This window comes from Algoriphagus zhangzhouensis (assembly GCF_900148515.1).
GTDB lineage: Bacteria > Bacteroidota > Bacteroidia > Cytophagales > Cyclobacteriaceae > Algoriphagus > Algoriphagus zhangzhouensis.
The window spans coordinates 93,342-119,417 of the sequence record NZ_FRXN01000002.1 but is presented as its reverse complement, the minus strand read 5'-3'; the positions used below and the strand labels follow the sequence as shown (position 1 = coordinate 119,417).

Sequence of the window (26,076 nt, the reverse complement as noted above, 5' to 3'; positions counted from 1 at the left end):
AGCAATAATCAATCGTGTTTTAAGCTTATGAGTAGAAATATCATCGTGACTGGTGCCGCTGGGAATTTAGGTTCAGCTGTTGTAGAAAAATTTAAACGAGAGGGATACCATGTGATCGCATTGCTTCATCCGGGAAAGGAAGAAGAAGTCGAAGAAGCCGATGATTGCTATGAAGTAGATGTGACAGATGAGAAGTCTGTTGCCGAGTTTGTCAAAGAATACCAATTGCAATATCAGGACTTAGATGCCTTGGCACTTCTTGTGGGAGGTTTCGCAATGGGGAATATTGAAAAGACCAATCAGGCAGATTTGGAGAAAATGTTCACTTTGAATTTTTTCAGTGCCTATCATTTGGTGAGAGGCTTTTTGCCATTCTTGAAAAAGCAGGAAAAAGGAACTTTCCTTTTTGTAGGTTCCAGACCCGCTTTGCAACTGGAAGATGCAGCAGGTACTTTGGCCTATGCCATGAGTAAAAAGATGGTGATCTCTTTGGCAGAAATTATCGCTACAGAAACTCAGGATACGGCGATTCGTTCTCATGTTTTTGTGCCAAGTATCATCGATACCCCTCAAAATAGAGAAGCAATGCCCAAAGCAGATTTTGCGAAATGGGTAAGCCCTACAGATATTGCGGAAGCGATGCATTATGCTGTCAATAATTCTGCATTGAGAAATATGACCTTTAAACTTTACGGTGAGGCTTGATTTATGAAAAAGTCAATTTTATTACTTGTTGCAATGGCTTTGATGAACCAATTTTCTTGGGCTCAATCTACGGCTGAGGAAGATGTCAAAGCTGTGATTATGTCCCTTTTTGATGGGATGCGGGCTAAAAGTGGCGAGCAGGTATCTGCTGCTTTCACGCCAGATGCCTTGATGCAGACTGTGATTTCTGATGAAAAAGGCACTAGAATTGGCAGTAATGCAGTTTCTGATTTTGCATCAAGAGTTGGTTCTACAGGGCCAGATGTTCAATTGGATGAAAGAATCCTTGATTATCAAATCAAAGTGGATGGAGACATGGCTGCCGCTTGGACTCCATATGAGTTTTATGTGAATGACAAGTTTAGCCATTGTGGTGTTAACAGCTTTCAATTAGTGAAGCTACCAGAAGGCTGGAAAATCGTTTATATCATCGATACCCGGAGAAAAGAGGGTTGTTAAATTCCCATGGATAGTACGAAAGAAAAGCTTTTTCAACTTGCAATTGGCAAGGTGAAAGAAAATATCCAGCTTCTTAAGGAAGAAAGAAAAGCGATTTCTGAAGGGATATTAGAAGATACCAAAAGCAGTGCTGGAGATAAGTTTGAAACCAGTAGAGAAATGCTCACCCAAGACCTTAAGCAGGTCGAGACTCAATTGGAGAAGAACCAAGCTGATTTAGATGAGCTCTATCGAGTTCAGGCAATCAAATCCAATTCAGGTGTAATTCAAGAAGGTACATTGGTGAATTTGGGAGCGGATTGGTTCCTAATTTCTGTGAGTTTGGGCCAGTTGGAATTGGAGGGACAGAAGTATTTTTTGTTGAGTAGAAATTCTCCCCTTGGACAATTGTTAATCGGCAAGAAAGAAGGAGAGACTATCCCGTTTAGAGGAAAGCCTCAACCAATCAATTCATTGGTTTAATCTTTTTTTGGTACCAAAGTCATGATCTCCTCAGCTCCTTGAAGCAAGGTGAGTTTGTCTTTGCTGACCTTAAAGTCTCTGACTTTAGCAATAGCATCTAAAAAGGTCTGCTCTCCATTACCAGGGCAGGCTTTTTTTGTGATCGCTCCTGGATCCAATTGAATTCCTGTTCCTTCCAATTGAAAAGAACCAGAGAAATCATTACATCCTGAATACCCCGCCAATTTTCCTCCATCTAGGAAGCTTAAAGAGGGGAGTCCGCCTGTAAATTTGTTGAGGTCCAGACCTGATCCCATCAAAGATGATAGGGCCCATGGGTTTTTAGAAAGTAAGGCGAAGGGATTAATGTTTGAAACACTACCACAACTATTGAAAATTATCAAGAAAAATAACGGCGAAAGAATTTTGAGGTATTTCATAAAGAATTCATTTTAAAATTAATGTATGGTTTAAATTTATGAAATTTTATTTTGATAAAACCTAATTTAAGAAATAATGATTTGTATTTTTTGATGCTTAAAATTGCGTTTTTTATATTTTTCAACCTGCTTTTATTCAAAACTGGAAAATCCATGAAGGATTATTTGGCTTAAAGGAAATTCCTCAGTAAGATTGTGCAGTCAATTCCAAGATCATGGTTGGTGCAGCAAAACATATTTTTTATCCAAACACCCCGCAAGTCCTTTGCGGAGGTATCTCTGCTTTTTTTACCATGTCTACCCGAATGACCACCATTACGGGGTAATCCCGTCATGAATTATTAGTACCCGCCCCTAGGCCTTTTTAGGCATTTTACATTACAAATCATCAGAACAGTTTCTTATGAAAATCATCAAGTTTGGAGGTTCATCCGTAGCGAACCCAGACAACATCCGAAAGGTTTTTGCAATCATTCAAGACAAATTAAAACAGCAAGAAGTAGCTGTTGTATTTTCCGCCTTTGGGGGAGTCACGGAAAGCTTATTGACGATTGCTCGTCTAGCTAGAGAAGGTGATCAAGCCTATAGAGATATGCTTCAAACTTTGGAAGAGAAGCATTTGGATATGGTTCGTCAGCTGATTGCTGTCCAAAACCAGTCCACCGTGATGACTTTTGTGAAGGTTCGTTTCAATGAGCTTGAGGATTTGTTTCATGGGATTTTCTTGATTAAAGAAAACTCTGCCAGAACCCTTGACTATGTAGTTAGCTTCGGGGAGAGACTTTCAACTTTCATTTTAGCAGAAGCTTTTGCTGCAAAAGGATTGAAAACTCAATTCTTGGATGCGAGAGATGTGATCAGAACCAATGATAGATTTGGTCAGGCCAGGGTTGATTTTGAGGTGACTAACCAATTGATAAAGGACTACTTCTTGCAGCATGATGGAATTAAAATCATTACTGGTTTTATAGCATCCACTGTCAAAGGGGAAACTACCACTTTAGGAAGATCTGGTTCTGATTATACAGCTGCAATCTTTGCAGGGGCTTTGGGAGCCGATGATTTGGAAATTTGGACTGATGTTTCTGGGGTTTTGACTTCAGATCCTAAGTTGGTTTATACCGCATTTACCATTCCTCAATTGAGCTATAATGAGGCGATGGAGCTTTCTCACTTTGGTGCAAAAGTGATATTCCCGGCAACCATGCAGCCGGCGATGAAGAAAAGTATTCCGATCTATATCAAGAATACATTTGAGCCTGCAAATCCTGGAACCATGATTAATGGAGAAGTCACTAGTGGCGCCTTAATCAAAGGGATTTCTTCCATGTCCAATATTTCAATCGTGACTGTTCAGGGAGCGGCACTTTTGGATGGAACTGCCGGAAGCCGAGTTTTCAAAGCTTTGTCTGAGGCCAAAGTTAATATCGTTTTGATTTCCCAAGCATCTTCTGAGCATAGTATCTGCTTGGCGATCAAAACTGCAGAAGCTTATCTGGCCAAAGAGGTTGTTGAAAAAGAATTTTTCTACGAGATCAAGTCAGGCGAAATGGATGAAGTCTACTTAATGCATGGATTCTCAACCATTGCTGTGGTAGGTGAAAATATGAAGCAAAACCCAGGTGCTTCAGGACGAATGTTCCGTGCCTTGGGTAGAAATAACATCAACGTTGCGGCGATTGCTCAGGGAAGTTCGGAATTGAATATTTCTGCGGTAATCCCTCAGGCGGATTTACAAAAGGCCTTGAATGCCTTGCACGAGGCATTCTTTCTTTCGGAAAACAAGGTTCTTCACGTATTCTTGGTGGGAGTTGGCTTGATCGGGAAAGCCCTGATCAAGATGATAGCAAACCAGCAGATGAAGCTTCGTGATAGCAGTGAGTTGGATATCCAGATTCACGGCTTGGCAAACAGCCGATATATGGCTTTCCATGAGGATGGGTTTGATTTAAAAAATCCATATGAGCTGAGCGAATCAGACGAAAATATGGATTTGGAAAAATTCATCAAAACCATGGAGGAGATGAACTTCTCCAACTCGGTTTTTGTGGATTGTACTGCTAGTCAGACTGTTTCGGATGCCTATTCCCGAATTTTGGAAGCGAAAGTTGCAATCGTAACTCCAAACAAAAAGGCGAATTCCGGTTCCATGGAGGAATATGGCTACCTAAGAAAATTGGCCAAGAAGCGTGGAGTGAAGTTCTTGTATGAAACCAATGTGGCCGCAGGTCTCCCTGTGATCAATACCCTTCAGGATTTAATGCTTTCGGGTGATCGTGTGATCCGAATTGAGGCGGTTCTGAGTGGGTCCATGAACTTTATTTTCTCTGAACTGGAAAAAGGCGACCCTTTCTCCGAAGTGGTGAGAGTTGCTAAAGAAAAAGGATTTACAGAACCAGATCCAAGAGATGATTTAAGCGGAATGGACGTGGCAAGAAAGATCTTGATTTTGGGAAGAGAAGCCGAGCAAACTTTGGAATTCGATGATATTACCATCCAAAGTATGGTGCCGGAAGATTGTCAGGATGCTGCTTCTGTAGATGAGTTTTTTGAAAAGTTGAAAACCCATGACATTGAGTTTTCAGACCTTTTGAAAGCTGCTGAAGCCAAAGGAGAGAAGTTGCGATTTATGGCAACTCTTGAAAATGGAAAAGCGAAAGTGGGATTGAATTCCCTTCCAAATGAACACCCATTCAGCAGTTTGAGTGGAAGTGACAATATGATTTTGTTGACCACAGAGCGTTATTTGGACCGCCCTATGATTATCAGAGGGCCTGGTGCGGGAGCAGATGTAACTGCTGCCGGTGTATTTGCTGATGTGATTCGTATCGGTAACTATACCCGTGAATAATGAAGTCTGTTAAAGCTTTTGCTCCGGCAACTGTCGCCAATGTTTCCTGCGGATTTGATATCTTGGGATTTGCCATCGAGGGAATGGGCGATTGGGTACGCTTGGAGGAAAAAGATAGCCCAGGTTTAGAAGTTGTTTCTATAACCGGAGACGAAGGGAAACTTCCCAAGGAAGTGGAGAAAAATACCTGTTCGGTAGCTATTCAAGCTATGCTCGACCACTTGAATGTGGAGATTGGGATGGCAATCCATTTGGAAAAAGGTTTACCATTAGGTTCAGGTATGGGATCAAGCGCAGCAAGTGCAGCTGCTGCCTTGGTTGCTGCGAATGAGTTTTTGGGAAATCCTTTTGAAAAGAAAGAATTGCTTCCCTTTGCAATCGCTGCTGAAAAAGCTGCTTGCGGAGCTGGTCATGCAGATAATGTTGCTCCCAGTTTAATGGGAGGCTTCGTTCTGATCCGAGATTATCATCCTTTGGATGTGATCAAATTGCATGTTCCGAAAGGCTTGTATTGCACGCTGTTGCATCCTCATTTTGAATTGAAAACGGCTGATTCCAGATCCGTTTTGAGGGATTCTATTCCTTTGAAACACTCAACTATCCAGTCTGGGAATGTTGCTGGATTGGTGGCGGGGCTTTATGAGGAGGATTTTGATTTGATTTCCAGATCTCTGAGAGATGTAATTGCCGAACCTTACCGTTCGATCCTGATCCCAGGGTTTAATGAAGTAAGGGAAGCTGTAAAGGCTAAAGGAGCTTTGGGAATGGGGATTTCAGGCAGTGGCCCAACCCTTTTCTGCCTTTCTAAAGGAGAAGAAAAGGCACAGGCGATTGCAGATGCCGCTGAAGAAGTATATCAAAGCATAGGTTTAGGAGTAGACGTGTTTTTCTCTGCCATCAATACTCGTGGTGGCTACATCATAGAATAAAAAGCCATGAAGTATTACAGTACCCAAAATCCAGATCAAAAGGTTTCTTTGTCAGAGGCAGTTATCAAGGGATTGGCCCCTGATAATGGCCTTTATATGCCAGAAAGAATTCCTACTCTTTCCCAAGATCAAATTGAAAGTCTCTCTTCCATGAGTTTTCAGGAGATTGGCTATTTGGTGATTGGAAGTCTGTTTTCTGAGGATTTGACTGATGGGCAAATCAAAGAGTTGGTGGGTCATACTTTGACTTTTGACGCACCATTGGTTCAGGTGGAAGATGATGTTTATAGTTTGGAACTGTTTCATGGTCCTACATTGGCATTCAAAGATTTTGGAGCGCGTTTTTGCTCCAAATTAATGAGTTTGCTTTTGACAGATTCTGATCAAAAAGTAAGGGTTTTGGTTGCTACTTCCGGAGATACCGGAAGCGCTGTTGCTAATGGCTTTTTGGGAGTTGAAGGTGTCGAGGTTATTATCCTTTTTCCAAAAGGGAAAGTCAGCTTGCTTCAGGAAAAGCAATTCACAACCCTAGGTCAAAACATCACGGCCTTAGAAGTTGATGGTGTATTTGACGATTGCCAAACTTTAGTGAAAAAGGCCTTTTTGGATCCTGAGTTGAATGAAAAATTGCTTTTGACTTCTGCGAATTCAATCAATATTGCCAGATGGATTCCTCAGTGTCTGTACTATTTCTATGCCTATTCTAGATTGCCTAAAAATGGCAAAAAGGTTGTTTTCTCTGTCCCAAGTGGGAATTTCGGAAATATTGGAGCTGGGATTTTGGCGCAAAGAATGGGCTTGCCTATCGACCAATTTGTAGCGGCAACCAATGTCAATAAGGTAGTGCCTGACTATTTGAAAGGTGAAGAATTTTTGGCTAAGCCATCTATTCAGACCGTTTCCAATTCCATGGATGTAGGGAATCCTAGTAATTTCCCAAGGCTTCTGGCTTTGTATGGAAATGATGGAGCCCTATTCCGTGAAAAAGTCAAAGGCTATTTTTATGATGATCAGGAAACAGTGAAGGCGATTCAGTCTGTAAAGCCAAATGGATATACCTTAGATCCTCATGGAGCTGTAGGTTATTTGGGATTGAAGGCTTTTATGGATGGAAATCCAGGCTATGTAGGAGTCTTTTTAGAAACTGCTCATCCGGGAAAATTCAGAGATGTGGTGGAGGAAGCTTTGGGAGAAGAATTGGTGTTGCCGGAGAGATTGGCGGCTTTTCTGGAAGGAGAAAAGGATGTGATCCCGATGGGAAAAGGATTTGAGGAGTTTAAGGGGTTTTTGAAGAATCTGCCTTAATTACTCTTGGCAAAATTCCTTTTTCAAAACTTCAAAGTTAAAGAAGTTTTCTTCACGAAATACTTGGATGTTTGGAGAGGTTTTAAGTTTGACGATACTATCGCCTTTTTGTAAAAAGCCATATAAATCAGGTCTATAAATTAGAATGCTAGAGTTTGACTCTTGGTTTTTCAATTTTAGAGTCTTAATTGAGTGGTTTTGATAATCAATGTAAATTGAATCAATTTTACTATTTACATTTTGTTCAAGGTAGTTTTCAAATAATACACATTTGTGATCGTCTAAATCGAACATTAGCCAAACACTTATACCAATAAATGATATTAAGCAGAAAATGATTGCACTGAAAGCACTTAGGTATTGTGTTCTGTGTTTGGATTTGTTTTTTAGAATATTGTCGTAAAGAATAGAAAAGTCTTTTCCGTAATTCTGATCTTGGTTTTGATTTTTAAGACCTCTGTTTTTTAATGTGATATCTAGCCACCAAAAGATTCCATGAAAAGTGATTATTGAAAGAATTGGAATTAGAACTATTAAAAATCTAGACATAAAGTTCAGATAATTGAATTAAAAATATTTTGTTTGATTACCATTTCCTTCAGTTTTGAGGACTCCCTCTTCAACCGCTTTTTTGAGGTCCCTGCTTGCGGTTGCAGAAGAAATGGTTTTAAATACTTCCATGTATTCCTTTCGGGTGAATTTTCCTTTTCCCAATGATAGAAAGTGCGAAATTCTATTTTCTGGGCTGATGGGTTTTGCTTGGGTATTTACCAATTCACCCAATGACTGATCTATAATTCGAAGCATATATTCAATAAATTGGGTTGATTTACCTGATTTATCACTTTCTGCCAAAGCTTTGTAATATTCTGATTGGGTTTTACTGATCAATGTTTCAAAAGGTAAGGATTCAAAAATCGGATTTTTTTCCTTTAGAATAACAGTTTGCCATAGTCTTCCCATCCGGCCGTTTCCATCCAAAAAGGGGTGGATAAATTCCATTTCGTAATGAAAAACACAACTTTTGATCAGATTTAGGTCCGGGTCTTTTTTTAGGTAGTTGAATAGGTCTTTCATTAGGCCAGGCACCATTTCTGCAGAAGGAGCTAAATGTGCAACCTGTGATCCCTTCACTACACCAACGCCTTTCGTTCTATAGCTTCCAGGTGATGCTACCAAATCTTTCATCAAAAGTTGATGAGCTGATAAAAATGATTTTTCCGAAGTTGGCCTGAAAGAATTTAATTTTTCGTAGACTTTGATTGCATTGAGTACCTCCAAAACTTCTTTTTCAGGACCGATGACTCTTTTGTTTTCTATAAGAGCAGTAATCTGATCTTCACTCAAGGTGTTTCCCTCGATCTGAAGAGAGGATTGAATCGTCTTTATTTGGTTTTGCTTCCTTAGTTTGGGAGAAGGCTTGGTTAAAAGGAGGGCATTTGCTTCCCCGATTTTTTCAGAGATCTTTCCAACCAAGGATAAAATTTCGGATGTAATATCATATGGAGGCTTCATTGATAGTATCATTTGATACTATCAAATGTAATGTCTTTTTAAAAAATGAAGAGAAAATGAAATGTTTATTTCTTCCTTTCAATAGAATAGCTAACCAAAGCAGCCAATGAGGTTCTGAATTCTGATTCTGGGAATTCTTTTAGAATAGCCAAGGATTCCTGGTAGAATTCATTCATCTTCTCTTTCGCATACTCCAATCCGCCACTTTTCTTTACAAAGTCAATGACTTGATTGACAGCTTTTTTGTTGTTGGATTTGTTTCTGATCAGATGAATGATTTGCTTTTTTTCCATCCAATCGGCATTACGAAGTGCATAGATCAAAGGCAAGGTCATTTTCTTTTCCTTGATATCAATGCCAACAGGTTTACCGATTTCTTCATCCCCATAGTCAAACAAGTCGTCTTTGATCTGGAAGGCCATTCCGACCTTTTCTCCAAAGGTTCTCATTCTTTCGACAATGGCTTCATCGGTTTGTACGCTCGCAGCACCAACAGCGCAGCAAGATGCAATTAAGCTAGCAGTCTTTTGGCGGATGATGTCATAATAAATCTCCTCATCTACATCCAGTTTTCTAGCTTTATAGCTTTGAAGAAGTTCGCCTTCTGACATTTCCTTCACTGCATTAGAAACGATTCTCAATAAATGGAAATCTCCGTGATCCACACTAAGTAATAAGCCTCGTGCTAAAAGATAATCACCTACTAAAACTGCGATTTTGTTTTTCCAAAGGGCATTGACTGAGAAAAACCCACGTCTGTAATTGGCATCATCCACCACGTCATCATGTACCAAACTAGCGGTGTGCAATAGTTCGATCAAGGCAGCACCTCGATGGGTAGAGTCATTGATAGGCCCAAAAACCCCGGCACTCAAGAAAACGAACATAGGGCGCATTTGCTTCCCTTTGCGTTTTACAATGTAGTTAGTTACATGGTCAAGAAGCTTGACCTTGCTTTTCATGAAATCCCGAAATTTCTGTTCGAAAACATGCATTTCGGACTCAATCGGGACTTGTATTTTCTTGAGGTCTGGTTTCATTAGGATTTGAAGCCGTAAAAATAATACCCTTTAGCTGATGGACAAGGTTTTCCATGAGTATACCTTAGAAAAACCAGATTTAATTCAATTGGTATTTTTTGTATTTTGAAATAGCAATTAATCCATCACCCAAAATCTTGCACTATGAAAAATATTAAAATTGAAATTAAGTGGGCTTTAATCTTCACACTTAGTATGCTGGCTTGGATGTTTTTTGAAAAATCCATGGGCTGGCATGATGAAAAAATCGCTGATCACGCTACCTATACCAATTTTTTTGCGATTCCTGCGATCTTGGTCTATGTGTTCGCTCTTTTGGACAAGAAGAAGAATTTTTATTCTGGAGTCATGTCATACAAGCAAGGAGTGATCTCAGGTTTGATCATTACTGTGATTGTTACTGTTTTAAGTCCATTGGCTCAATATATTACCTCGACCGTTATTACTCCTGGTTATTTTCCAAATGTGATTGAATATGCAGTCTCTTCTGGGAAAATGACTCAATCGGATGCTGAAGCCTATTTTAATATCAATAGCTACATGATTCAATCCGTAATCGGAGCTTTGGTAATGGGATTGGTCACCTCTTTAATCGTAGCGATTTTTGTAAAGTCAAAATCAAAGTAGCCCCCGACCCTGTATGTAAAATTCTTATTCAGGAAATACTAATTCCTTATCTTTGATCTTTATTCGATCAAACCAGCAATCCACTTGGAGGAGAAATATATCAAACATAGGTACGACCCCATTCTGCCCAGCAAGGATGAATGGCCTGTGGTAAAACTGGCAAGGGAACGAAAAGAATTCATCAAAAAAGTTTCAGATAAGTCTCAGGAGAGAATCCTGAATTTAACCAATCACAATCCTGATATTTTGAAGGAGGAGTTGGAAACAACGCTCTATCGAGAAAAATTAAGGGTCAAGCAAAATCCTTGGGTGGTTGACCCCGATGATGAATCCAGTTTTTGGAATAAAGTAAAAGAATCTTTACTCCATGTGAATTCTGAGTCTAAGCTATCCAAAGCTGATAGACTGAAAGAATATCAAGAGGTGTTGCAAAGAATCACTTCCAGATATTCTGAAGAAATCGCCAGTAATTTCAAACACCATCATTATAAGTTTACCCGTAGTGTCGTTTCCTTCGGCTTTTCAAGGTTGTTGAATGCGGCTAGGGTAAAAGGATTTCGTTCCATTTTCAGTAATCAATATTCCCTGCAGGATAAGATTCAGATTACGGGAGAAACGGATCAGTTACGTGATTTAGCAACCAAGGGAACAGTTGTGATGGTTCCTACCCATTTCTCCAATTTGGATAGTATTTTGATTGGCTGGACTATTTCAGTTTTGGGTTTACCTCCATTTATCTATGGAGCTGGGCTGAACCTATTCAACATCTCTATTTTCGCCTACTTTATGGATGCTCTAGGAGCGTACAAAGTGGATAGAAGAAAGAAGAATTTGATGTATTTGGAGACCTTGAAAACCTACTCCAAGGAGGCCATTCAATTTGGTTGTCATTCTTTATTTTTCCCTGGGGGTACCAGAAGTAGAAGTGGGATGATCGAATCCAAATTGAAATTGGGACTGCTGAGTACCGCTATTGAAGCGCAAAGAGCCAATTATCAAAAAGGAATAAAGGATGTGTCAGGGAAAGTTTTTATCGTTCCTGTTACTATCAATTACCATTTTGTGCTGGAAGCTCCTAGTTTGATTCGGGATTATTTGAGTATCACTGGTCAAGAGAGATATTATAAAGAGAATGATGAGTTCTCTACTTCCTATAAAATCTCTAAGTTCTTGGTGAAGTTCTTTACCAAAGGATCTGACATTTCTGTTTCCGTAGGGAAAGCGATGGATGTCCTCGGGAATTATGTGGATGAAAATGGGAATAGCTTGGATAAAAAAGATCGAATCATTGAGACAGAAGATTATTTCATTTCCAATGGAGCGGTAAGTGTGGATTCCCAACGTGAAGAAGAGTATTCCAATCTATTGGGAAAAAGAATCGTGGAGGAGTTCCATAAGATCAACCGCGTATTCTCATCGCATTTGGTTGCTTTTACAGCTTTTGAGATGATCAAATCCATGAATCAAAAACTGGATTTGTTTGACCTGATTCGTTTGCCGGAGGAAGATATATTCCTGCCATATGATGAATTTAAAGCTTCTTGTCAAATGGTCTATGATCGGATTTTGGAACTGAAAAAAGAATGTCAAATCAATATTGCTCCTCATATGAAGCGCAGTATGGATGAGATCATCGCTCACGGATTAAGCAATGTGGGAATGTACCATGCAAAAAGGCCTTTGATCCGAAATAAGGATGGCTATATCGTCACTGAGGATATGAGTTTATTATATTTTTATCATAACAGATTACATGGGTATGGACTCGAAAAACTCTTCTAATAAAAAAGTCGGAGTCGTTGGAGTTGGTAGCTTTGGGACTGCCATAGCCAATATGCTTGCTGAGAAAAGCAAAGTGGTGGTTTATGCCCGAAAGCCTGAAGTGGTAGAAGAAATCAACGAAAAGCATGAGACTCAAGGGAGAAAACTCCATGAATCTATCGTTGCGACATTCGATCCTGAGCAAATATGTGAGCAGTGTGAAGTTTTATTTTTTGTAGTTCCTTCCAGTGGATTCCAAGAAGTGGTTAGAAATTTCGCGCCATTTCTCCATCCTTATCATCTGATTATTCACGGAACGAAAGGTCTTTGCCTCGATCTACCAAAAGGGAAAGATTTAAGCTCGATTACAAAGATCAAAAGGAGTCAGGTTTTGACTATGAGTGAGGTGATCCAAAAGGAAACAGTAGTTGTGAGAGTTGGCTGCTTAGCAGGGCCTAACTTATCCAAAGAACTTATCAAAGGTCAGCCAGCGGCAACTGTGGTCGCTAGTAAATACAATGAGGTGATTTTAGAGGGGCAGCGATTGCTTCGATCTGATAAATTCCAAGTTTATGGCAACTCTGATATTATTGGAGTAGAGCTAAGTGGAGTATTAAAAAACATCATAGCAATCGCCTCTGGAGCCTTGGCAGGATTGGGCTTGGGAGAAAATGCAAGAGGATTGTTGATCTCTAGAGGTATGGTAGAGATGGTTCACTTAAGCAATGCTTTGGGCGGAGGAGTTCGATCTGTAATCGGTCTGGCGGGGATTGGCGATTTAGTTGCCACTTGTAATTCAGTTGATTCCAGAAACTTCACCGTAGGCTATAGATTGGCAAAAGGAGAAACGCTTACCCAGATTCAAGCTGAAATGGAAGAAGTAGCTGAAGGGATCAATACAGTGCGAATTATCAAGGCGTTTTTGGAGACTTCTGATTTAAGGGCTCCAATTACTGAAAACCTGTACCGGGTTCTTTTTGAAGATCTGGAAATCGAGGATGCCCTTCAATTCCTGATGAAGTATCCATTCAATGTCGATGTAGACTTTGTATAAAAAAAGCTCTCCGATTTGGAGAGCTTTAATTTTTTATGGGATTGGGATTAGTTTGACAAGTAATCCAGTTCCTTCCGTGATGGCATAAAGGTATCCGTCAGGACTTTCACTGATTTGTCTTACTCTTCCGATATCTTGAAGCATGATTTCTTGAGAAAGTGCTTTGTCTCCATCCATATCCACACGGTTGATATGCATTTTCGCAAGAGCTCCTATTAGAATATCTCCTTTCCAAGCTGGGTATTTGTCAGAAGTTACGATTGCAATACCAGCAGTAGCGATAGATGGAACATAGTAGGAAACTGGCTGCTCCATACCTTCTTTCTCCGTGATCTCTGTGATGGTAGATCCATCATAGTTGGTTCCGTACGTGATTACTGGCCAACCATAGTTTTTGCCTTTTTCGATCAAGTTTAGCTCATCTCCGCCCATTGGGCCATGCTCTGATTCCCAAACTCTGTCGTTTGCTGCATCATAAACCAGACCTTGAGGGTTTCTATTTCCCAAAACCCAGATTGATTTTACTGCATTTGGCTCATTGACAAATGGGTTGTCCTCAGGTACACTTCCATCGTCTTTCAATCTGTGAATTTTGCCATGTGCATTTTCCAAAGTTTGAGCATTCATTTTGGTGTCAAAACGATCCCCACTGGAGAAATACATGTAGTTATCTTTGTCGAAGACAATTCTTGAACCGAAGTGATTTCCGCCTTTCCAAGCTGGAGTTGCTTCCCAAAGCTCTTCCAATTCTACAGCTTTGCTTCCATCCAGTTTAAATCTTGCAATGGTAGTAGCAGACTTTTCATCTTCTTTGGCTTTTCCGTAAGAAATATAAATCCAGCCATTAGATGAATAATCAGGGTGAGCTTCGATATCCAAAAGCCCAGATTGACCTTCCTTATAAACAGTTGGTAGGCCTTCGATTTTGGTACCGGTGAATTTGTCGTTTTCAAATACAAGAATGTCGCCTTCTTTTTCGGTTACTAACAATTTACCGTCAGGAAGCCAAGTCATACCCCATGGGTGCTCAAACCCAGTGTACAAAGTGTCTACCTTGATTTTCATTTTTTCGGTAGTGACTGCGAAAGTATCGTCAATTGGCTCTTCTACAACGACTTCAGTCTCGGTTTTGGATTCGCATGAATTCAGAAAAATCGCACCTGAAAACGCGGCGATCCCTAAAATGGAATGATAAAGTTTCATAAGTTGATGATTTTGCCTCTAAGATACATCCAGTTCTCTGGATCAGAAAACCTTTGACCTTTAGTTTGATAAGGGGTCTTATTACTTTTCTTCCGCAAAATATTCCATGGCAGTTTGCACCATTTTTTCTGAACCAATGATCAATGGAGTTCTTTGATGAAGAGATTCAGGCTGAATAGATAGGATATTTTGCTTCCCATCAGTAGCTATAGCTCCTGCTTGCTCCGCTAATAAGGCCAAGGCATTTGCCTCGTAAAGAAGCCTTAGCTTTCCATTTGGATTCTTTTGAGTAGGCGGATAAATGTAAATTCCTCCTTTAAGAAGATTTCTGTGAAAATCAGCTACCAAGGATCCAATGTATCTTGCCGAATAGCCTTTTTCCTTACAAAGTCTGATGTAATCTTGTACTCCTTTGTTCCATTCTAACTCAGAACCCTCGTTGATAGAATAGATATTCCCGTCTTTAGGAGCTTGAATATTGGGGTGAGAAAGGAAAAATTCCCCCAAAGAACTTTCATAGGTAAAGCCATTGACGCCAAAACCTGTAGTGTATACTAGCATGGTGGAAGATCCATATAGCACATACCCAGCGGCTACTTGCTTGGATCCCGGTTGCATCACATCCTCCATTTGAATCGGACTGCCGGCTGGCGTAATTCTTCGATAAATCGAGAAAATGGTACCGATACTAATATTCACATCAATGTTGGAACTTCCGTCCAGTGGATCTATAGCTACCACATATTTTCCAGAAGTATTGTGTAAATCTATCACCGCATCCTCTTCTTCAGAAACTATGGCACAGACTTCGCCACCCTTGCTGAGTGCTCTTATAAATCGAATGTTGGCGATGACATCGAGTTTTTGCTGTTCTTCGCCCTGGACATTCGTTTGACCAAAAGCACCTCCGATATTGGCAAGTCCGGCACGGTTAGTTTCCCGATTGACTATCTTGGCGGCCAAGGCAATATCCCTTAGCAACTGAGAAAGCTCTCCGGAAGCAAAAGGGAAATCGGATTGTTTTGATTTAATGAATCTGTCAAGCGTGGTGCCTACAGAATAGGCCATTCCGGTTTGGTCAGGCTGGTAAGGATTAATTTTCATTGCTTAGAAAAATACAATATTTGGGTTTATATCTTTTCGAAATTAGGAATAAAAACTGATGGCTAAAACTATAGTATACAAATTTGGAGGAGCTTCTATCAAAGATGCTGATTCTGTTAAAAACTTGGCTGAAATTTTACGTAATCGATTGCGAAAAAATATGCTAATCGTAGTTTCTGCCATGGGAAAGACCACCAATGCTTTAGAAGAAATTCTTTCCCTTAGAATGAGTGAAAGTGATTATTCTCAAAAAAGTGCAAATTTAAAAAGCTTCCATTTAGGAATTTGTCAAGAACTTTTTCCTGAAGGGCATCGGATTTTTCCTAAGCTGGAAAATTTATTTATTCAGCTTCAGAATTTACTATACCTAGAAGTAAATGAAGAAAACTATGATGAATGCTATGATGGAATTATTGCATTTGGGGAATTGATTTCCAGTCGAATTGTGATGGAATATCTTTGTGAGCAAGGGATGGTGGCACTTTGGCAGGATGCTAGAGAATTGATTTTGACTTCCAGTGATTTCCGCTTTGCGAAAGTGGATTGGGCCCAAACCAAAAAGAGATGCAATTCTATTCTTCAACCTAATTTGGATCAATATCCGGTAATCACTCAAGGATTTATAGGGGCCGACTCGAAAGGTAGAACCACTACTTTGGGGCGTGAGGGCTCTGATTTTTCAGCAGCAATTTTTGCCTCAAGTTTAGGAGCAAGCTCAGTAACTATTTGGAAGGATGTTCCGGGAGTTTTGAATTGCGATCCAAAAATCTTTAAAGATTCAGAATTGTTTTCAGAGCTGGATTATCTCCAAGCTGCCCAGATGACCTATTATGGGGCTTCGGTGATTCATCCCAAAACCATTAAACCATTGGCAAATTTGGGTATTCCGCTTTTTGTAAAATCTTTTTTGAAACCTGATGAGGCGGGAACTAAGATTTATTCAACGGGAAAGCTGAATCCAATACCCTCGATTATTTTGAAGAGAAATCAAATCATGGTTTCGCTTCGAGTGACTGATTTCGCCTTTATAGAGGAGAGTCATATTCATGAGATTTATACGCAATTGGATCATTTGAAATTGAAAGTGAATATGCTGCAGACATCGGCTATTGGAGTAACTATTATTATTGATGATGAGCTTTTCAAATTGAATAAACTCGTTTCATCATTGGAAAAAACTTTTTCGATCCGCTACAATGAAGGATTGGAATTATTGACCATCCTCAATCCTCATAAAGGTAGTTTTGAAAATTTGTCGTGGATGGAAATTTTGCTGGAACAGCGAACCAGGAATACCATTCAAATAGTAACCAGAGGATTGCATACTCGAGATCAAAATTAATTCCTTGAAAATCACTATTTTCATTTTCCAACCTGAATGACCTATCTATGAACTCAAGAAGAATTTTTCTCCAAAAAGCAAGCGCATCCGCAGTTGCTATCTCCATCCCCTATTTGCCGAGTTTTTCTAAGCCTTTATCTGAAAATGAAGAAAAGTCTAGTCAAAGTGACAAAGTATTACGGGTAGCTATAATGGGTTTGGGAAGTTATGGAACCAGGGTGGCCAAGGCCATGGAGGATTCTAATAGAGCAAAATTGGTAGGCCTAATTAGCGGTACTCCCTCAAAGGTGGAAGCTTGGAAAGAGAAGTATTCAATCCCGGATAAAAACTGTTACAACTATGACAATTTTGATGCGATCAAGGATAATCCTGATATCGATGCGGTATATGTGATTACTCCAAATGCCTTGCATAAAGAGCAGGCAATCAGAGTTGCACAGGCAGGAAAGCATGTGATCTGCGAAAAGCCAATGGCTATCAATGCCGCCGAGGCTAAAGAAATGGTGGAGGCATGTGATAAGGCTGGAGTCAAGCTCTTAATTGGTTACAGAATGCATTTTGAAGCCAATACTTTGAAAGTAGTGAATATGAGGAAAACCGGTGAGTTTGGAACGATAAAGTTCTTCCAAGGACTCAGCGGTTTCATGATCGGAGATCCGACTCAGTGGCGTCTGAATCCTACATTGTCTGGTGGTGGAGCAATGATGGATATTGGTATTTATTCAATAAATGGAGCTAGGTATATGACGGGAGAAGAACCGATCTGGGTGACTGCTCAGGAAGTGAAAACCGATCCTGTGAAATTCAAAGAAGGTATTGATGAGACAATTACGTTTCAAATGGGCTTTCCATCAGGAGTTATCGCCTCTTGTTTGTCTACCTATTCCATGAATAATTTGGATAAATTTTTTCTGAATGGAACTAAAGGTTTTGCAGAAATGCAGCCTTCGACGGGTTATGGTCCCATCAAGGGGAGGACCAATCAAGGTCCTTTAGATGAGCCGCACATCATGCATCAGACAGTTCAAATGGATCAAATGGCTGGAATTATATTCGATGGAGTTGAGCCAGAGATTCCTGTTGACGGGAGAGAAGGCTTGAAAGACATGGTGATTATTGATGCGATTTTTAAAGCTGTGAAAACTGGGGAGAAGGTTTTGTTAGTTTAATCAATCTAAGGTTAATTGCATCAAGACCAAAGTCAGCCATTTTTCAAATTTGGTAGCGACCTCTGGGATCCGAGCGACTTCCTTGAAGCCTAATCTCTCATGAAATCGATAACTCCCTAAGTTTTGGGAGTCCATTCCAGCAATCATCACGTGAATTCCTTTGTTTCTGGCAAATTGGATTAAATCCTTCATCATGGCTGTTCCCAAGCCTTTTCCTTGTGCAGAATCTGTAAGATAAATGGAATGCTCAACAGTGGTGTTGTAGCCAGGTTTTGCGCGGAATTTCCCATAGGTAGCAAATCCGCAAACCCGATTGTTAATGACTCCTACTAAAATAGGGAAGCCATTCTCAAGTTTTTGCTCCATTTGAATTTGGACTTCTTCTGTGGTTTTTGCTCGGTAATCGTAGTTGTTGCTGGTAAAAAGTATGGAATCGTTGATGATTTCTCGGATTGCCTCAAGATCAGAAGCTTGGTAAAGGCGAATTTGAAAATCCATTACTGAAATCGCTTGATAATTTTTTCTATTCCCGGAAGATAGGCTATTCCAAATAGATTTAAATGAACCAGGAGAGGATAGAGATTATAAATACCCATTCTATTTTCAAAGCCATGTTCCATTGGTAAAATGGATTCGTAGGATTCGTAAAATCTATTGTCAAATCCTCCAAAAAGTCTGCTGAAAGCTATGTCCATCTCCCTATGCCCAAAATAGATGGCTGGATCAATCAAGCAGGGTTCTCCAGATTGAGTGCTGATCACATTTCCTGACCAAAGATCTCCATGAACCAAAGCAGGTTTTTCATTTGGGAAAATCGATTCGAGTCTAGGGTAGATTTCTTGGAATTTCTTCAGAAAATCTAGTGGTATCAACCTGTCGAAATAAGCCTTTCCTAAAAGCGGTTCGAGTCTATGCTCTATATAAAAGTCCAACCAAGACTCACTCTCCAAGTTTTTCTGAAAAAGTGAAGCGATGTAATTGTCATGATCCAGCCCGAATTTTGGTTGTTGGGTAAGGTGTAGGTGTGCTAGTCCAAGACCAAGGTTCTCCCAATAATCTAAGGAGTATCTTCCAGATTGGATAAATTCCGAGAGGAGATAATTGTAGTCTCCGATTCTTCCACAGCCAAAGACTTCTGGGACTTTCAAAAAAGTGGATTTCCGGATTTTATCAAGGCCTTTCGCTTCTTTGACTAAGGTGTCTTTTTCATGATCAAAGTTTAATTTCAAAAAGAAAGCCCCTTCATTCGTGTCAAGCCGGATTCCTTGATTATGACTTCCTGCTGCGATTAAAGAGGCTGATTTGAGCTCGGCTAATGGTCCGAGATTTTGATAGATTACTTGTTCATATAATTCATTGAAATCATGCATATATCTGATGATTCTCCTGAATTTGACTCAAAAAGTGGCCAATTGCTTCATCCAGAATCCTGTAGATTTCCATGAATCCTTCCTCTCCGCCGTAATAGGGGTCTGGAACAGAAAGTCCTTCGCTTTCTGGGACGAAATCCCGCATCATAAAGATTTCTTTTTCTGGGAAGCCAAATCTAGTTTTTAGGTTGTTGAGATTGCGAAGATTGCTGTCATCCATCGCAATGATATAGTCGAAATCTCTAAAGTCAGTTCGGTTGACTTGTCTTCCCCTATGGCTGATCGGGATCTCATGGAGAGCAGCGCATTTAATTGTCCTCTCATCAGGTAGTTCTCCAATGTGATAGTCAGAAGTACCGGCGCTATCAGCCTTGAAATGTGACTTGATGCCAGCGTCTGTAATCTTTTGATTGAAAATAGCCTCTGCTAATGGGGACCTGCAAATATTACCCAAACAGACAAATAATACTTTTATCATTTCAATTTTCAGTGTAAAAAAGGTGCGGCGGTAAACAACGGATTTGAAAATACTTAATTTTTGGTGGAATTACACGCCTCATTTTCCTTTTTTAGAAATATCTAGAAGGTCAGAAAATACCTAATGGATGATTCAAAAGAGAATAAATTCGGAAGTAAAACCTAATTTTGGAGCATGAAGTGGATCTACAGTTTGGGAACAGTTCTCTTTGAGACCTTATTACCTTTACTTTCTTTTCTATCCCCAAAGCTCAAGACATTTCGGCAAGGAAGAGAATTTCTTTTCCAAAACCTCGCGCAATTTCGGAAAAATTATCCGGGAAAACTTATTTGGTTTCATGTTGCTTCCCTTGGAGAATATGAACAAGCCAAGCCGGTAATTGCATCTTTGAAAGAAAAAATGCCTGATTCCTTGGTTCTTGTGAGTTTTTTTAGTCCATCAGGTTACATTCCTGCTTCTAAAAAAAAGCAGGAAAATGTGGATTATATTTCTTACCTGCCCATTGATACTGCTGCAAACGCGAGACGTTTTCTTGATTTAGTGAATCCCAACTTGGTCTTTTTTGTCAAATATGATCTTTGGTATCACTTTCTTTCAGAAACCAAATCAAAGGGAATCCCTCTCTATTTGATAGCGGCAGCTTTTCGGCAAGAACAACCTTATTTCAAAAGAAAAGGGTTCTTTAGAAATATGATTTTCTATTTCAATCATATCTTCACCTCCAACCATCAAAGCATCGATCTTTTGAGTGGAATTGGATATTCAAATCATACATTGGCTGGAGATACTCGTTTTGATCGAGTGAGTCAAAATGCTTTGGCCCCCAAATCATTTCCAGAAGTCGAAAGTTGGAAGGGGAATTCGGATGTGATTGTGCTAGGGTCTATTTGGGAAGAGGATATGGAGCTTTTGATTCCCTTGATCCAATCCAAACCAGAGTATAAATGGATTATTGCTCCTCATGATATCCAAACTCCGCATATGAATTCATGGGCATCTGCTATTCCTCAGAAAAGCTTGTTCTATTCCAAATGGGATCAGTCTGAGAAATCGCAAGTGCTTTTTATTGATAATATTGGGATGCTGAGTTCACTTTATCAATATGCTAAAATTTCATATGTAGGAGGGGCATTTGGAGAAGGACTTCACAATATTCTAGAGCCTTTAGGGTTTCAAGTTCCTGTGTTTTTTGGAAAGGTGAAGAGGATAAGCAAATTTCCTGAGTCTGAAGAGGCTATTCAAAGAGGCTGTGGTTTTTCAGTAAAAGACAAGGAAGAACTAGCTCGTGAATTTGAGCTATTGGAAAGACCAGAAAACCATCAAAATGCAGTCAAAGCAGCCAAAAAATGGGTAGATTCACAAGTTGGAGCTGCAAATCGAATCACAGATTTAGTAATCAAATCATCTTTAAATGAAAGGTAGAGTCATCAAGTCTACAGGAAGTTGGTATACCGTGTTGGCGGAAGATCGATTTATCCAAACCCGATTGAAAGGGAAGTTTAAGCAAGGTGATTTAAAATTGACCAATCCTATATCAGTTGGAGATTGGGTGGAAATAGAGATGGAGCCTGGACAGGAAACGGCGATTATTCGAACTATTCTGCCTCGAGAAAATTACGTCATCAGGAAGTCCACAAGGAAGCAGCATTTCTCACATATCATTGCCAGTAATTTGGACCAGGCCATTTTGGTTGTGACAATGAAAAACCCAAGAACATCATTGGGATTCATTGATAGATTTTTGGTAAGTACGGAGAGTTTCCGGATTCCAGCCATCATTATCGTCAATAAAGTAGATCTTATGGATGGAGAGGATGCGGAAGATTGGTTGCAGGATATAAGAGATATTTACAAGCCTTTAGGATATGAGGTTTTGGAGGTCTCTGCCATGCATGATGAGGGAGTTAGGGATAAAATATTACCATTTATTCAAGGGAAATCAAGTTTGATCTCAGGACATTCAGGAGTTGGGAAATCCACTTTATTGAATCGTTTGGTGCCAGAGGCAAGACAAGAAACAAATGAGGTTTCCGGATACAGCAGTAAAGGAGTTCATACTACCACCTTTGCTGAGATGTTTTTCTTGAAAGAAGGAGGAGATTTGATTGATACTCCCGGGATCAAAGAGTTTGGGATTTTGGATGTGGAGGATACTGAGCTTTCTCATTATTTCCCAGAGATGAGAGCCTACCTTGGAGAATGTAAGTACAACAACTGCAAACATATCAATGAACCGGGCTGTGTAATCATCCAAAAAGTGGAGGAGGGATACATTCATCCTTACCGATATCAGAGTTATATCAATATCCTCAGTGAGGAAGATTCACACCGATAGGAATTGATTTTGAAAGCAGGTCATTTTGGCCTAATTTTCACTTTTGAAAAATACTATGAGCGAAGTACTCAATCATGAACAAATCCGGAAGAAAATCACCCGGATGGCCTACGAAATTTATGAGAGGAATATTCATTCTTCTGGTGTAATCCTAGCAGGAATCACGGGAATGGGGACGACCTTGTCACAATTGCTTTCAGCAGAATTAAAGGCGATTTCTACCTTGCCTTTGGAAGAGGTGGAAATTAAACTGGACAAAAGTCAAGTGAATACCTCAACTGTTGAGCTTTCCCATCCAGTTGATTTGACTGGGAAGACTTTGATTCTAGTCGATGATGTGCTGAATACAGGAAGAACCGTGGTTTTTGCAATGAAGCCATTTTTGAAATCTGACATTGGAAAGATGGAATTGGCTGTATTAGTGAATAGAGCACATGGACTTTTCCCAATTCGTCCCGATTACACCGGTTATGAGCTTTCTACTACTCTCAATGAGCATATCAAAGTAGATTTCTCTGGAGATAATTTTTCAGTCCACCTTCATTAAGATCATGTCAGTACATTCATCAGCTTCAATCAAGCGAATTACAACTCATATTCTTCAGGAAATGAAGCAGCGTGGAGAGAAGATTTCCATGTTGACTGCCTATGATTATTCCATGGCAAAAATTGTAGACTCTGCGGGGATAGATATCATCTTAGTTGGCGATTCTGCATCCAATGTGATGGCAGGTCATGAGACGACATTACCAATTACCCTTGATCAAATGATCTATCATGCCTCTTCAGTGGTAAGAGCTGTGAAAAGATCTTTCATCGTAGTTGACATTCCTTTTGGAAGTTATCAGGGGAATAGTTCAGAGGCTTTGAGGTCTGCGATTCGTATTATGAAAGAATCAGGTGCTCATGCCGTGAAGGTTGAGGGTGGAGCGGAAATCAAAGAATCTGTTGTTCGTATTCTAAGCGCGGGAGTTCCTGTAATGGGACACTTAGGCTTGACCCCTCAGTCAATTTACAAATTTGGAACCTACACCGTAAGGGCAAAAGAAGACGCGGAAGCAGCAAAACTTTTGGAAGATGCAAAAATCTTGGAAGAGTGTGGATGTTTTGCAATAGTCTTAGAGAAAATCCCTGCGGCATTGGCTAAGAAAGTAGCGGAAACAGTTTCAATTCCAGTGATAGGGATTGGAGCAGGTGGAGATGTGGATGGTCAGGTACTTGTGATGCATGATATGTTAGGGATTACCCAAGAATTTAAACCTAGATTTTTGCGACAATATGCCGATCTGCAACAGGTGATGACAGATGCTTTTAAGAATTATATCCAAGACGTGAAAAGTCAGGATTTCCCTAACGAATCAGAAAGTTATTAAAGAGTGAACGAGGTGAATATCTTTTCCTCCTTATGAAAGCAAAAAGGGCCTGTTTTTGGAAAACAGGCCCTTTTTTATGCAATTGCGGGTTCTTTTAATTTCTCTTTTACCCTAAGGACAAAATCACTGAGTACATTCATATAATTGATAAATGCATCATATGGTGTGTCATAAGGGCTGAAATAGGAGTGAATATCCCCATCGGAGAAGAACTTGGTACACATGTAATAGAAGTGATCGGATGTCTGTAGATAATTCCAGTCTCTCAACAAATCCGGGTCATTGGTCTTTTTAACCATGTTTTCCAAATCATAGAGTCTGTCAAAAGCTTCATCCTGCAAATCATTTCCAAGCCAAGCAGTCAAATCTCTTTCTTCATCTGCCCAAGAAATGGGAGTAGGGACATGAATAGCGCTGATCGGTGAAACTTGATCTATTATCTCAGAAGGAGTGGCAAATCCAAAGTCTGTTTGATTGAAGACTGCACCAGGCAAGGCTTTCATGAATTCGAAAATCCCTGTTTCGGCCCATTGATGTTCACCAAAAGTTTCATAATCCATAAATAGGTTCAAAACCTGCTCGCTTTTCGGAATTGCATTGATCCAGTTGATGAATTTGTCGGTAGTCAATGGGTAATCCTCCCAAGTCTTGTTGCTAAATCTAAAGGCAATGTCATCCGAAAGTCTGAAGTTTTTCAATAAAACTTTCAGGTTAGGATTGATAGAATTTTGATAGACATAATTAGGGCTTTTCCATCCCAAAACGTGCTTGGCACCTTCAGTCAAAATCCCTTTATATCCCATGTCAGCGACCATTGCTCCAATTTGATCTGAATAAATCAACTCTGTATTTCTGAACACTTTTGGAGTATATCCATCAAACAGGGCCTGAATTTTTTCTCTATGCTGATCTACCATGGAAGAAAACTCATCTTTGCTTTTTAAGGCAGCGAGAGCGTGTCCGTAAGTTTCGCTTAAGAGTTCTACTTGGCCAGTTTTTACCAATCTCTGGAAGCTTTCTAAAACATCTGGTGCATAAGCCTCCAATTGATCCATAAAGGTCCCTGAGAAGGAGAAAGTAACTTTGAACTGACCTGGATATTGATGGATCAAATCCAAAAGAAGTGAGTTCATTGGGAGGTAACACTTCTGTGCGATTTTTCTAATGACACTTCTGTTTAGAAAGTCATCCCAATAGTAATGGTCGTCACCAATATCAAAAAAACGATAAGGTTTTAAGCGATATGGTTGATGAACCTGAAAATAAAAACAAATGCTTCTCATGGTCGTGCGGATATAGTTTTTTCGTAAACAGTGACCAGTTTAGCAGCCACATGTTCCCATTTTAATTTTTTTAATTCTTGGCTTCCCATTTCTTTGAACATGCGGGAAATTCCATTGTAGTGGAGTAATGCAAAAATTGAATCTGCCATGGAGTCAATGTCCCAGAAGTCGATTTTGATGGCATTGACCAGTACTTCAGCAACCCCAGATTGCTTGGAGATAATCACCGGAGTATTGTGTCTTACGGCCTCCAGTGGTGAGATTCCAAAAGGTTCTGAAACTGAGGGCATCACATAGACATCCGAAATTGCATACATATGATCCACATCATCGCCTTTCAAAAAGCCGGTGAAATGGAATTTGGAGGCGATTCTCAATTCGGCAACTCGATCAATCATTCGATTGAGCAAGTCACCCGATCCAGCCATTACAAAACGAACATTTGGATCTCTGTCCAATACTTTTTTCGCAGCTTCTACAAAATATTCAGGTCCTTTTTGGAAAGTGATTCTCCCTAAGAAGGTCACTATTTTCTCAGGTACTTTCTTGTCATATTTAGACTTAATGATGCTGGCGTCCAATACTGCATTGTGAAGTACGCTTACTTTTTCTTCAGGGATTCCGTATTTGGTGACAATCGTGTTTTTCGTCAGCTGACTTACCGCCAAAACATGGTCGGCTGCTTCCATGCCTGCACGCTCGATATCATAAACCGGCTGATTTACCGATTTTCCTGATCTGTCGAATTCCGTAGCATGTACATGGGCAACTAAAGGCTTTCCGGAAATTTCTTTTGCAGCTATTCCTGCGGGAAACGAAAGCCAGTCATGGGCGTGAATAATATCAAAATCATCACGGTCTCTGGCGATTTGAGCGCCTGTCAAAGCATATCTACTAACCTCCTCCATGAGGTTTTTTCCATATTTTCCGCTGAATTGGTATTTTGGTGAAAATATGCTGTCATCGACATCCGCTCTGTCATGAATCGCGTAATCTGTGAATTTTTTATACTCCTCTGGTCCTAAATAAGGAACCAAAAAACTGCTTACTTCCAAATAAGTGAGGTTTTTCCAAATCTTTTTGAATTTCCTCTCCTTGTAATCTATTGCAACGTCGCTGGCATTGACAAACCTAGCCAAAGGTTCTTCGTCTCCCCAAAGCTTGGGTACTACAAAAATGATGTCTTGGTTGTGGTGGGCAAGTCCCTTGACCAAGCCATAACAGGCTGTGCCTAAACCTCCCGAAATATGTGGAGGGAATTCCCATCCGAACATTAATACTCTCATAAAAAT

At 40.0% G+C, this 26,076-nt stretch carries 26 protein-coding genes; 15 read left to right on the top strand and 11 right to left on the bottom strand.

The genetic code is table 11. The features are described from left to right. Window positions 1-27: 27 nt before the first annotated feature. The 3 genes from BUF13_RS06480 to BUF13_RS06470 are packed head-to-tail and all read left to right on the top strand — an operon-like array spanning window position 28 to window position 1,626. Window positions 28-705, top strand: a complete 678-nt coding sequence (locus BUF13_RS06480; RefSeq protein ID WP_073570971.1) for an SDR family NAD(P)-dependent oxidoreductase — start codon at window positions 28-30, stop codon at window positions 703-705. 3 nt (window positions 706-708) lie between these two features. Continuing rightward, window positions 709-1,164, top strand: a complete 456-nt coding sequence (locus BUF13_RS06475; RefSeq protein WP_073570970.1) for a nuclear transport factor 2 family protein — start codon at window positions 709-711, stop codon at window positions 1,162-1,164. Window positions 1,165-1,170: 6 nt separating this feature from the next. After that, window positions 1,171-1,626 carry a hypothetical protein gene (locus tag BUF13_RS06470; protein WP_073570969.1) on the top strand — a complete coding sequence of 152 codons (456 nt, stop codon included), beginning with the start codon at window positions 1,171-1,173 and terminating at the stop codon, window positions 1,624-1,626. On the opposite strand, the gene BUF13_RS06465 is transcribed toward BUF13_RS06470, so the two are convergent. After that, the gene (locus BUF13_RS06465; RefSeq protein WP_073570968.1) at window positions 1,623-2,045 is read right to left on the bottom strand and encodes an META domain-containing protein; all 423 of its coding nucleotides are present in this window, start codon (window positions 2,043-2,045) and stop codon (window positions 1,623-1,625) included. The genes BUF13_RS06470 and BUF13_RS06465 overlap by 4 nt on opposite strands. Window positions 2,046-2,448: 403 nt before the next feature. On the opposite strand from BUF13_RS06465, the gene thrA reads away from it, so the two are divergent. The 3 genes from thrA to thrC are packed head-to-tail and all read left to right on the top strand — an operon-like array spanning window position 2,449 to window position 7,130. Next, on the top strand, window positions 2,449-4,896 hold the full coding sequence (thrA, locus tag BUF13_RS06460) for a bifunctional aspartate kinase/homoserine dehydrogenase I (RefSeq protein ID WP_073570967.1): 2,448 nt from the start codon (window positions 2,449-2,451) through the stop codon (window positions 4,894-4,896). Beyond that, window positions 4,896-5,825, top strand: coding sequence for a homoserine kinase (locus BUF13_RS06455; protein WP_073570966.1), 930 nt, complete (start codon window positions 4,896-4,898; stop codon window positions 5,823-5,825). Before thrA ends, BUF13_RS06455 begins: the two co-directional genes overlap by 1 nt. A 6-nt stretch (window positions 5,826-5,831) precedes the next feature. Next, complete coding sequence (gene thrC / locus BUF13_RS06450; protein ID WP_073570965.1) at window positions 5,832-7,130, top strand: threonine synthase; 1,299 nt, start codon at window positions 5,832-5,834, stop codon at window positions 7,128-7,130. On the opposite strand, the gene BUF13_RS06445 is transcribed toward thrC, so the two are convergent. The 3 genes from BUF13_RS06445 to BUF13_RS06435 form a co-directional block, all read right to left on the bottom strand. After that, entirely contained in the window at window positions 7,131-7,679 is a 549-nt protein-coding gene (locus tag BUF13_RS06445) for a hypothetical protein (RefSeq protein ID WP_073570964.1), read from the bottom strand. It lies immediately after the preceding gene. Between the two features lie 18 nt (window positions 7,680-7,697). Next, window positions 7,698-8,645 (bottom strand): Fic family protein, encoded by a 948-nt coding sequence (locus BUF13_RS06440; protein ID WP_073570963.1) that lies wholly within the window; start codon window positions 8,643-8,645, stop codon window positions 7,698-7,700. A gap of 65 nt (window positions 8,646-8,710) precedes the next feature. After that, entirely contained in the window at window positions 8,711-9,685 is a 975-nt protein-coding gene (locus BUF13_RS06435) for a polyprenyl synthetase family protein (RefSeq protein WP_073570962.1), read from the bottom strand. A 144-nt stretch (window positions 9,686-9,829) separates the two neighbouring features. Here BUF13_RS06435 and BUF13_RS06430 point away from each other — a divergent pair, with 144 nt between their 5' ends. The 3 genes from BUF13_RS06430 (at window position 9,830) to BUF13_RS06420 (ending at window position 13,127) form a co-directional block, all read left to right on the top strand. After that, window positions 9,830-10,312: a DUF4199 domain-containing protein gene (locus BUF13_RS06430; RefSeq protein ID WP_073570961.1), complete on the top strand. Its 483-nt coding sequence runs from the start codon at window positions 9,830-9,832 to the stop codon at window positions 10,310-10,312. Window positions 10,313-10,396: 84 nt separating this feature from the next. Continuing rightward, entirely contained in the window at window positions 10,397-12,094 is a 1,698-nt protein-coding gene (locus BUF13_RS06425) for a 1-acyl-sn-glycerol-3-phosphate acyltransferase (RefSeq protein WP_073570960.1), read from the top strand. Beyond that, complete coding sequence (locus BUF13_RS06420; protein WP_073571695.1) at window positions 12,072-13,127, top strand: NAD(P)H-dependent glycerol-3-phosphate dehydrogenase; 1,056 nt, start codon at window positions 12,072-12,074, stop codon at window positions 13,125-13,127. Before BUF13_RS06425 ends, BUF13_RS06420 begins: the two co-directional genes overlap by 23 nt. A gap of 33 nt (window positions 13,128-13,160) precedes the next feature. On the opposite strand, the gene BUF13_RS06415 is transcribed toward BUF13_RS06420, so the two are convergent. Together BUF13_RS06415 and fbp are read right to left on the bottom strand one after the other, a co-directional pair. Beyond that, on the bottom strand, window positions 13,161-14,330 hold the full coding sequence (locus BUF13_RS06415; protein WP_073570959.1) for a PQQ-dependent sugar dehydrogenase: 1,170 nt from the start codon (window positions 14,328-14,330) through the stop codon (window positions 13,161-13,163). A gap of 81 nt (window positions 14,331-14,411) precedes the next feature. Then, window positions 14,412-15,434 carry a class 1 fructose-bisphosphatase gene (fbp, locus tag BUF13_RS06410; RefSeq protein ID WP_073570958.1) on the bottom strand — a complete coding sequence of 341 codons (1,023 nt, stop codon included), beginning with the start codon at window positions 15,432-15,434 and terminating at the stop codon, window positions 14,412-14,414. A gap of 58 nt (window positions 15,435-15,492) precedes the next feature. Here fbp and BUF13_RS06405 point away from each other — a divergent pair, with 58 nt between their 5' ends. Both BUF13_RS06405 and BUF13_RS06400 read left to right on the top strand, forming a co-directional pair. Then, window positions 15,493-16,776, top strand: a complete 1,284-nt coding sequence (locus BUF13_RS06405; RefSeq protein WP_073570957.1) for an aspartate kinase — start codon at window positions 15,493-15,495, stop codon at window positions 16,774-16,776. 47 nt (window positions 16,777-16,823) lie between these two features. Then, entirely contained in the window at window positions 16,824-17,945 is a 1,122-nt protein-coding gene (locus BUF13_RS06400) for a Gfo/Idh/MocA family protein (RefSeq protein WP_073570956.1), read from the top strand. Here BUF13_RS06400 and BUF13_RS06395 read toward each other — a convergent pair whose 3' ends face one another. Genes BUF13_RS06395 through BUF13_RS06385 form a run of 3 tightly spaced genes read right to left on the bottom strand, consistent with a single transcriptional unit; the run spans window position 17,946 to window position 19,793 of the window. Beyond that, on the bottom strand, window positions 17,946-18,443 hold the full coding sequence (locus BUF13_RS06395; RefSeq protein WP_073570955.1) for a GNAT family N-acetyltransferase: 498 nt from the start codon (window positions 18,441-18,443) through the stop codon (window positions 17,946-17,948). It lies immediately after the preceding gene. Beyond that, on the bottom strand, window positions 18,443-19,315 hold the full coding sequence (locus BUF13_RS06390) for a fructosamine kinase family protein (protein ID WP_073570954.1): 873 nt from the start codon (window positions 19,313-19,315) through the stop codon (window positions 18,443-18,445). The genes BUF13_RS06395 and BUF13_RS06390 overlap by 1 nt, the downstream gene beginning before the upstream one ends. Next, the gene (locus BUF13_RS06385; RefSeq protein WP_073570953.1) at window positions 19,308-19,793 is read right to left on the bottom strand and encodes a low molecular weight protein-tyrosine-phosphatase; all 486 of its coding nucleotides are present in this window, start codon (window positions 19,791-19,793) and stop codon (window positions 19,308-19,310) included. The genes BUF13_RS06390 and BUF13_RS06385 overlap by 8 nt, the downstream gene beginning before the upstream one ends. A 174-nt stretch (window positions 19,794-19,967) precedes the next feature. Between BUF13_RS06385 and BUF13_RS06380 the strand changes: the two genes are divergently transcribed. From BUF13_RS06380 to panB, 4 genes are read left to right on the top strand one after another with little or no spacing between them, the layout of a single operon-like run. Then, entirely contained in the window at window positions 19,968-21,215 is a 1,248-nt protein-coding gene (locus BUF13_RS06380; RefSeq protein ID WP_073570952.1) for a 3-deoxy-D-manno-octulosonic acid transferase, read from the top strand. Next, window positions 21,205-22,128: a ribosome small subunit-dependent GTPase A gene (gene rsgA / locus BUF13_RS06375; RefSeq protein ID WP_073570951.1), complete on the top strand. Its 924-nt coding sequence runs from the start codon at window positions 21,205-21,207 to the stop codon at window positions 22,126-22,128. The genes BUF13_RS06380 and rsgA overlap by 11 nt, the downstream gene beginning before the upstream one ends. Window positions 22,129-22,183: 55 nt before the next feature. Beyond that, the gene (locus BUF13_RS06370; protein WP_073570950.1) at window positions 22,184-22,675 is read left to right on the top strand and encodes a phosphoribosyltransferase family protein; all 492 of its coding nucleotides are present in this window, start codon (window positions 22,184-22,186) and stop codon (window positions 22,673-22,675) included. Between the two features lie 4 nt (window positions 22,676-22,679). Then, window positions 22,680-23,501, top strand: coding sequence for a 3-methyl-2-oxobutanoate hydroxymethyltransferase (panB, locus tag BUF13_RS06365; RefSeq protein WP_073570949.1), 822 nt, complete (start codon window positions 22,680-22,682; stop codon window positions 23,499-23,501). A gap of 74 nt (window positions 23,502-23,575) precedes the next feature. On the opposite strand, the gene BUF13_RS06360 is transcribed toward panB, so the two are convergent. Continuing rightward, window positions 23,576-24,784: a glycoside hydrolase family 57 protein gene (locus BUF13_RS06360; RefSeq protein ID WP_073570948.1), complete on the bottom strand. Its 1,209-nt coding sequence runs from the start codon at window positions 24,782-24,784 to the stop codon at window positions 23,576-23,578. Next, window positions 24,781-26,070, bottom strand: a complete 1,290-nt coding sequence (locus BUF13_RS06355) for a glycosyltransferase family 4 protein (RefSeq protein WP_073570947.1) — start codon at window positions 26,068-26,070, stop codon at window positions 24,781-24,783. Before BUF13_RS06355 ends, BUF13_RS06360 begins: the two co-directional genes overlap by 4 nt. Window positions 26,071-26,076 lie beyond the last annotated feature (6 nt).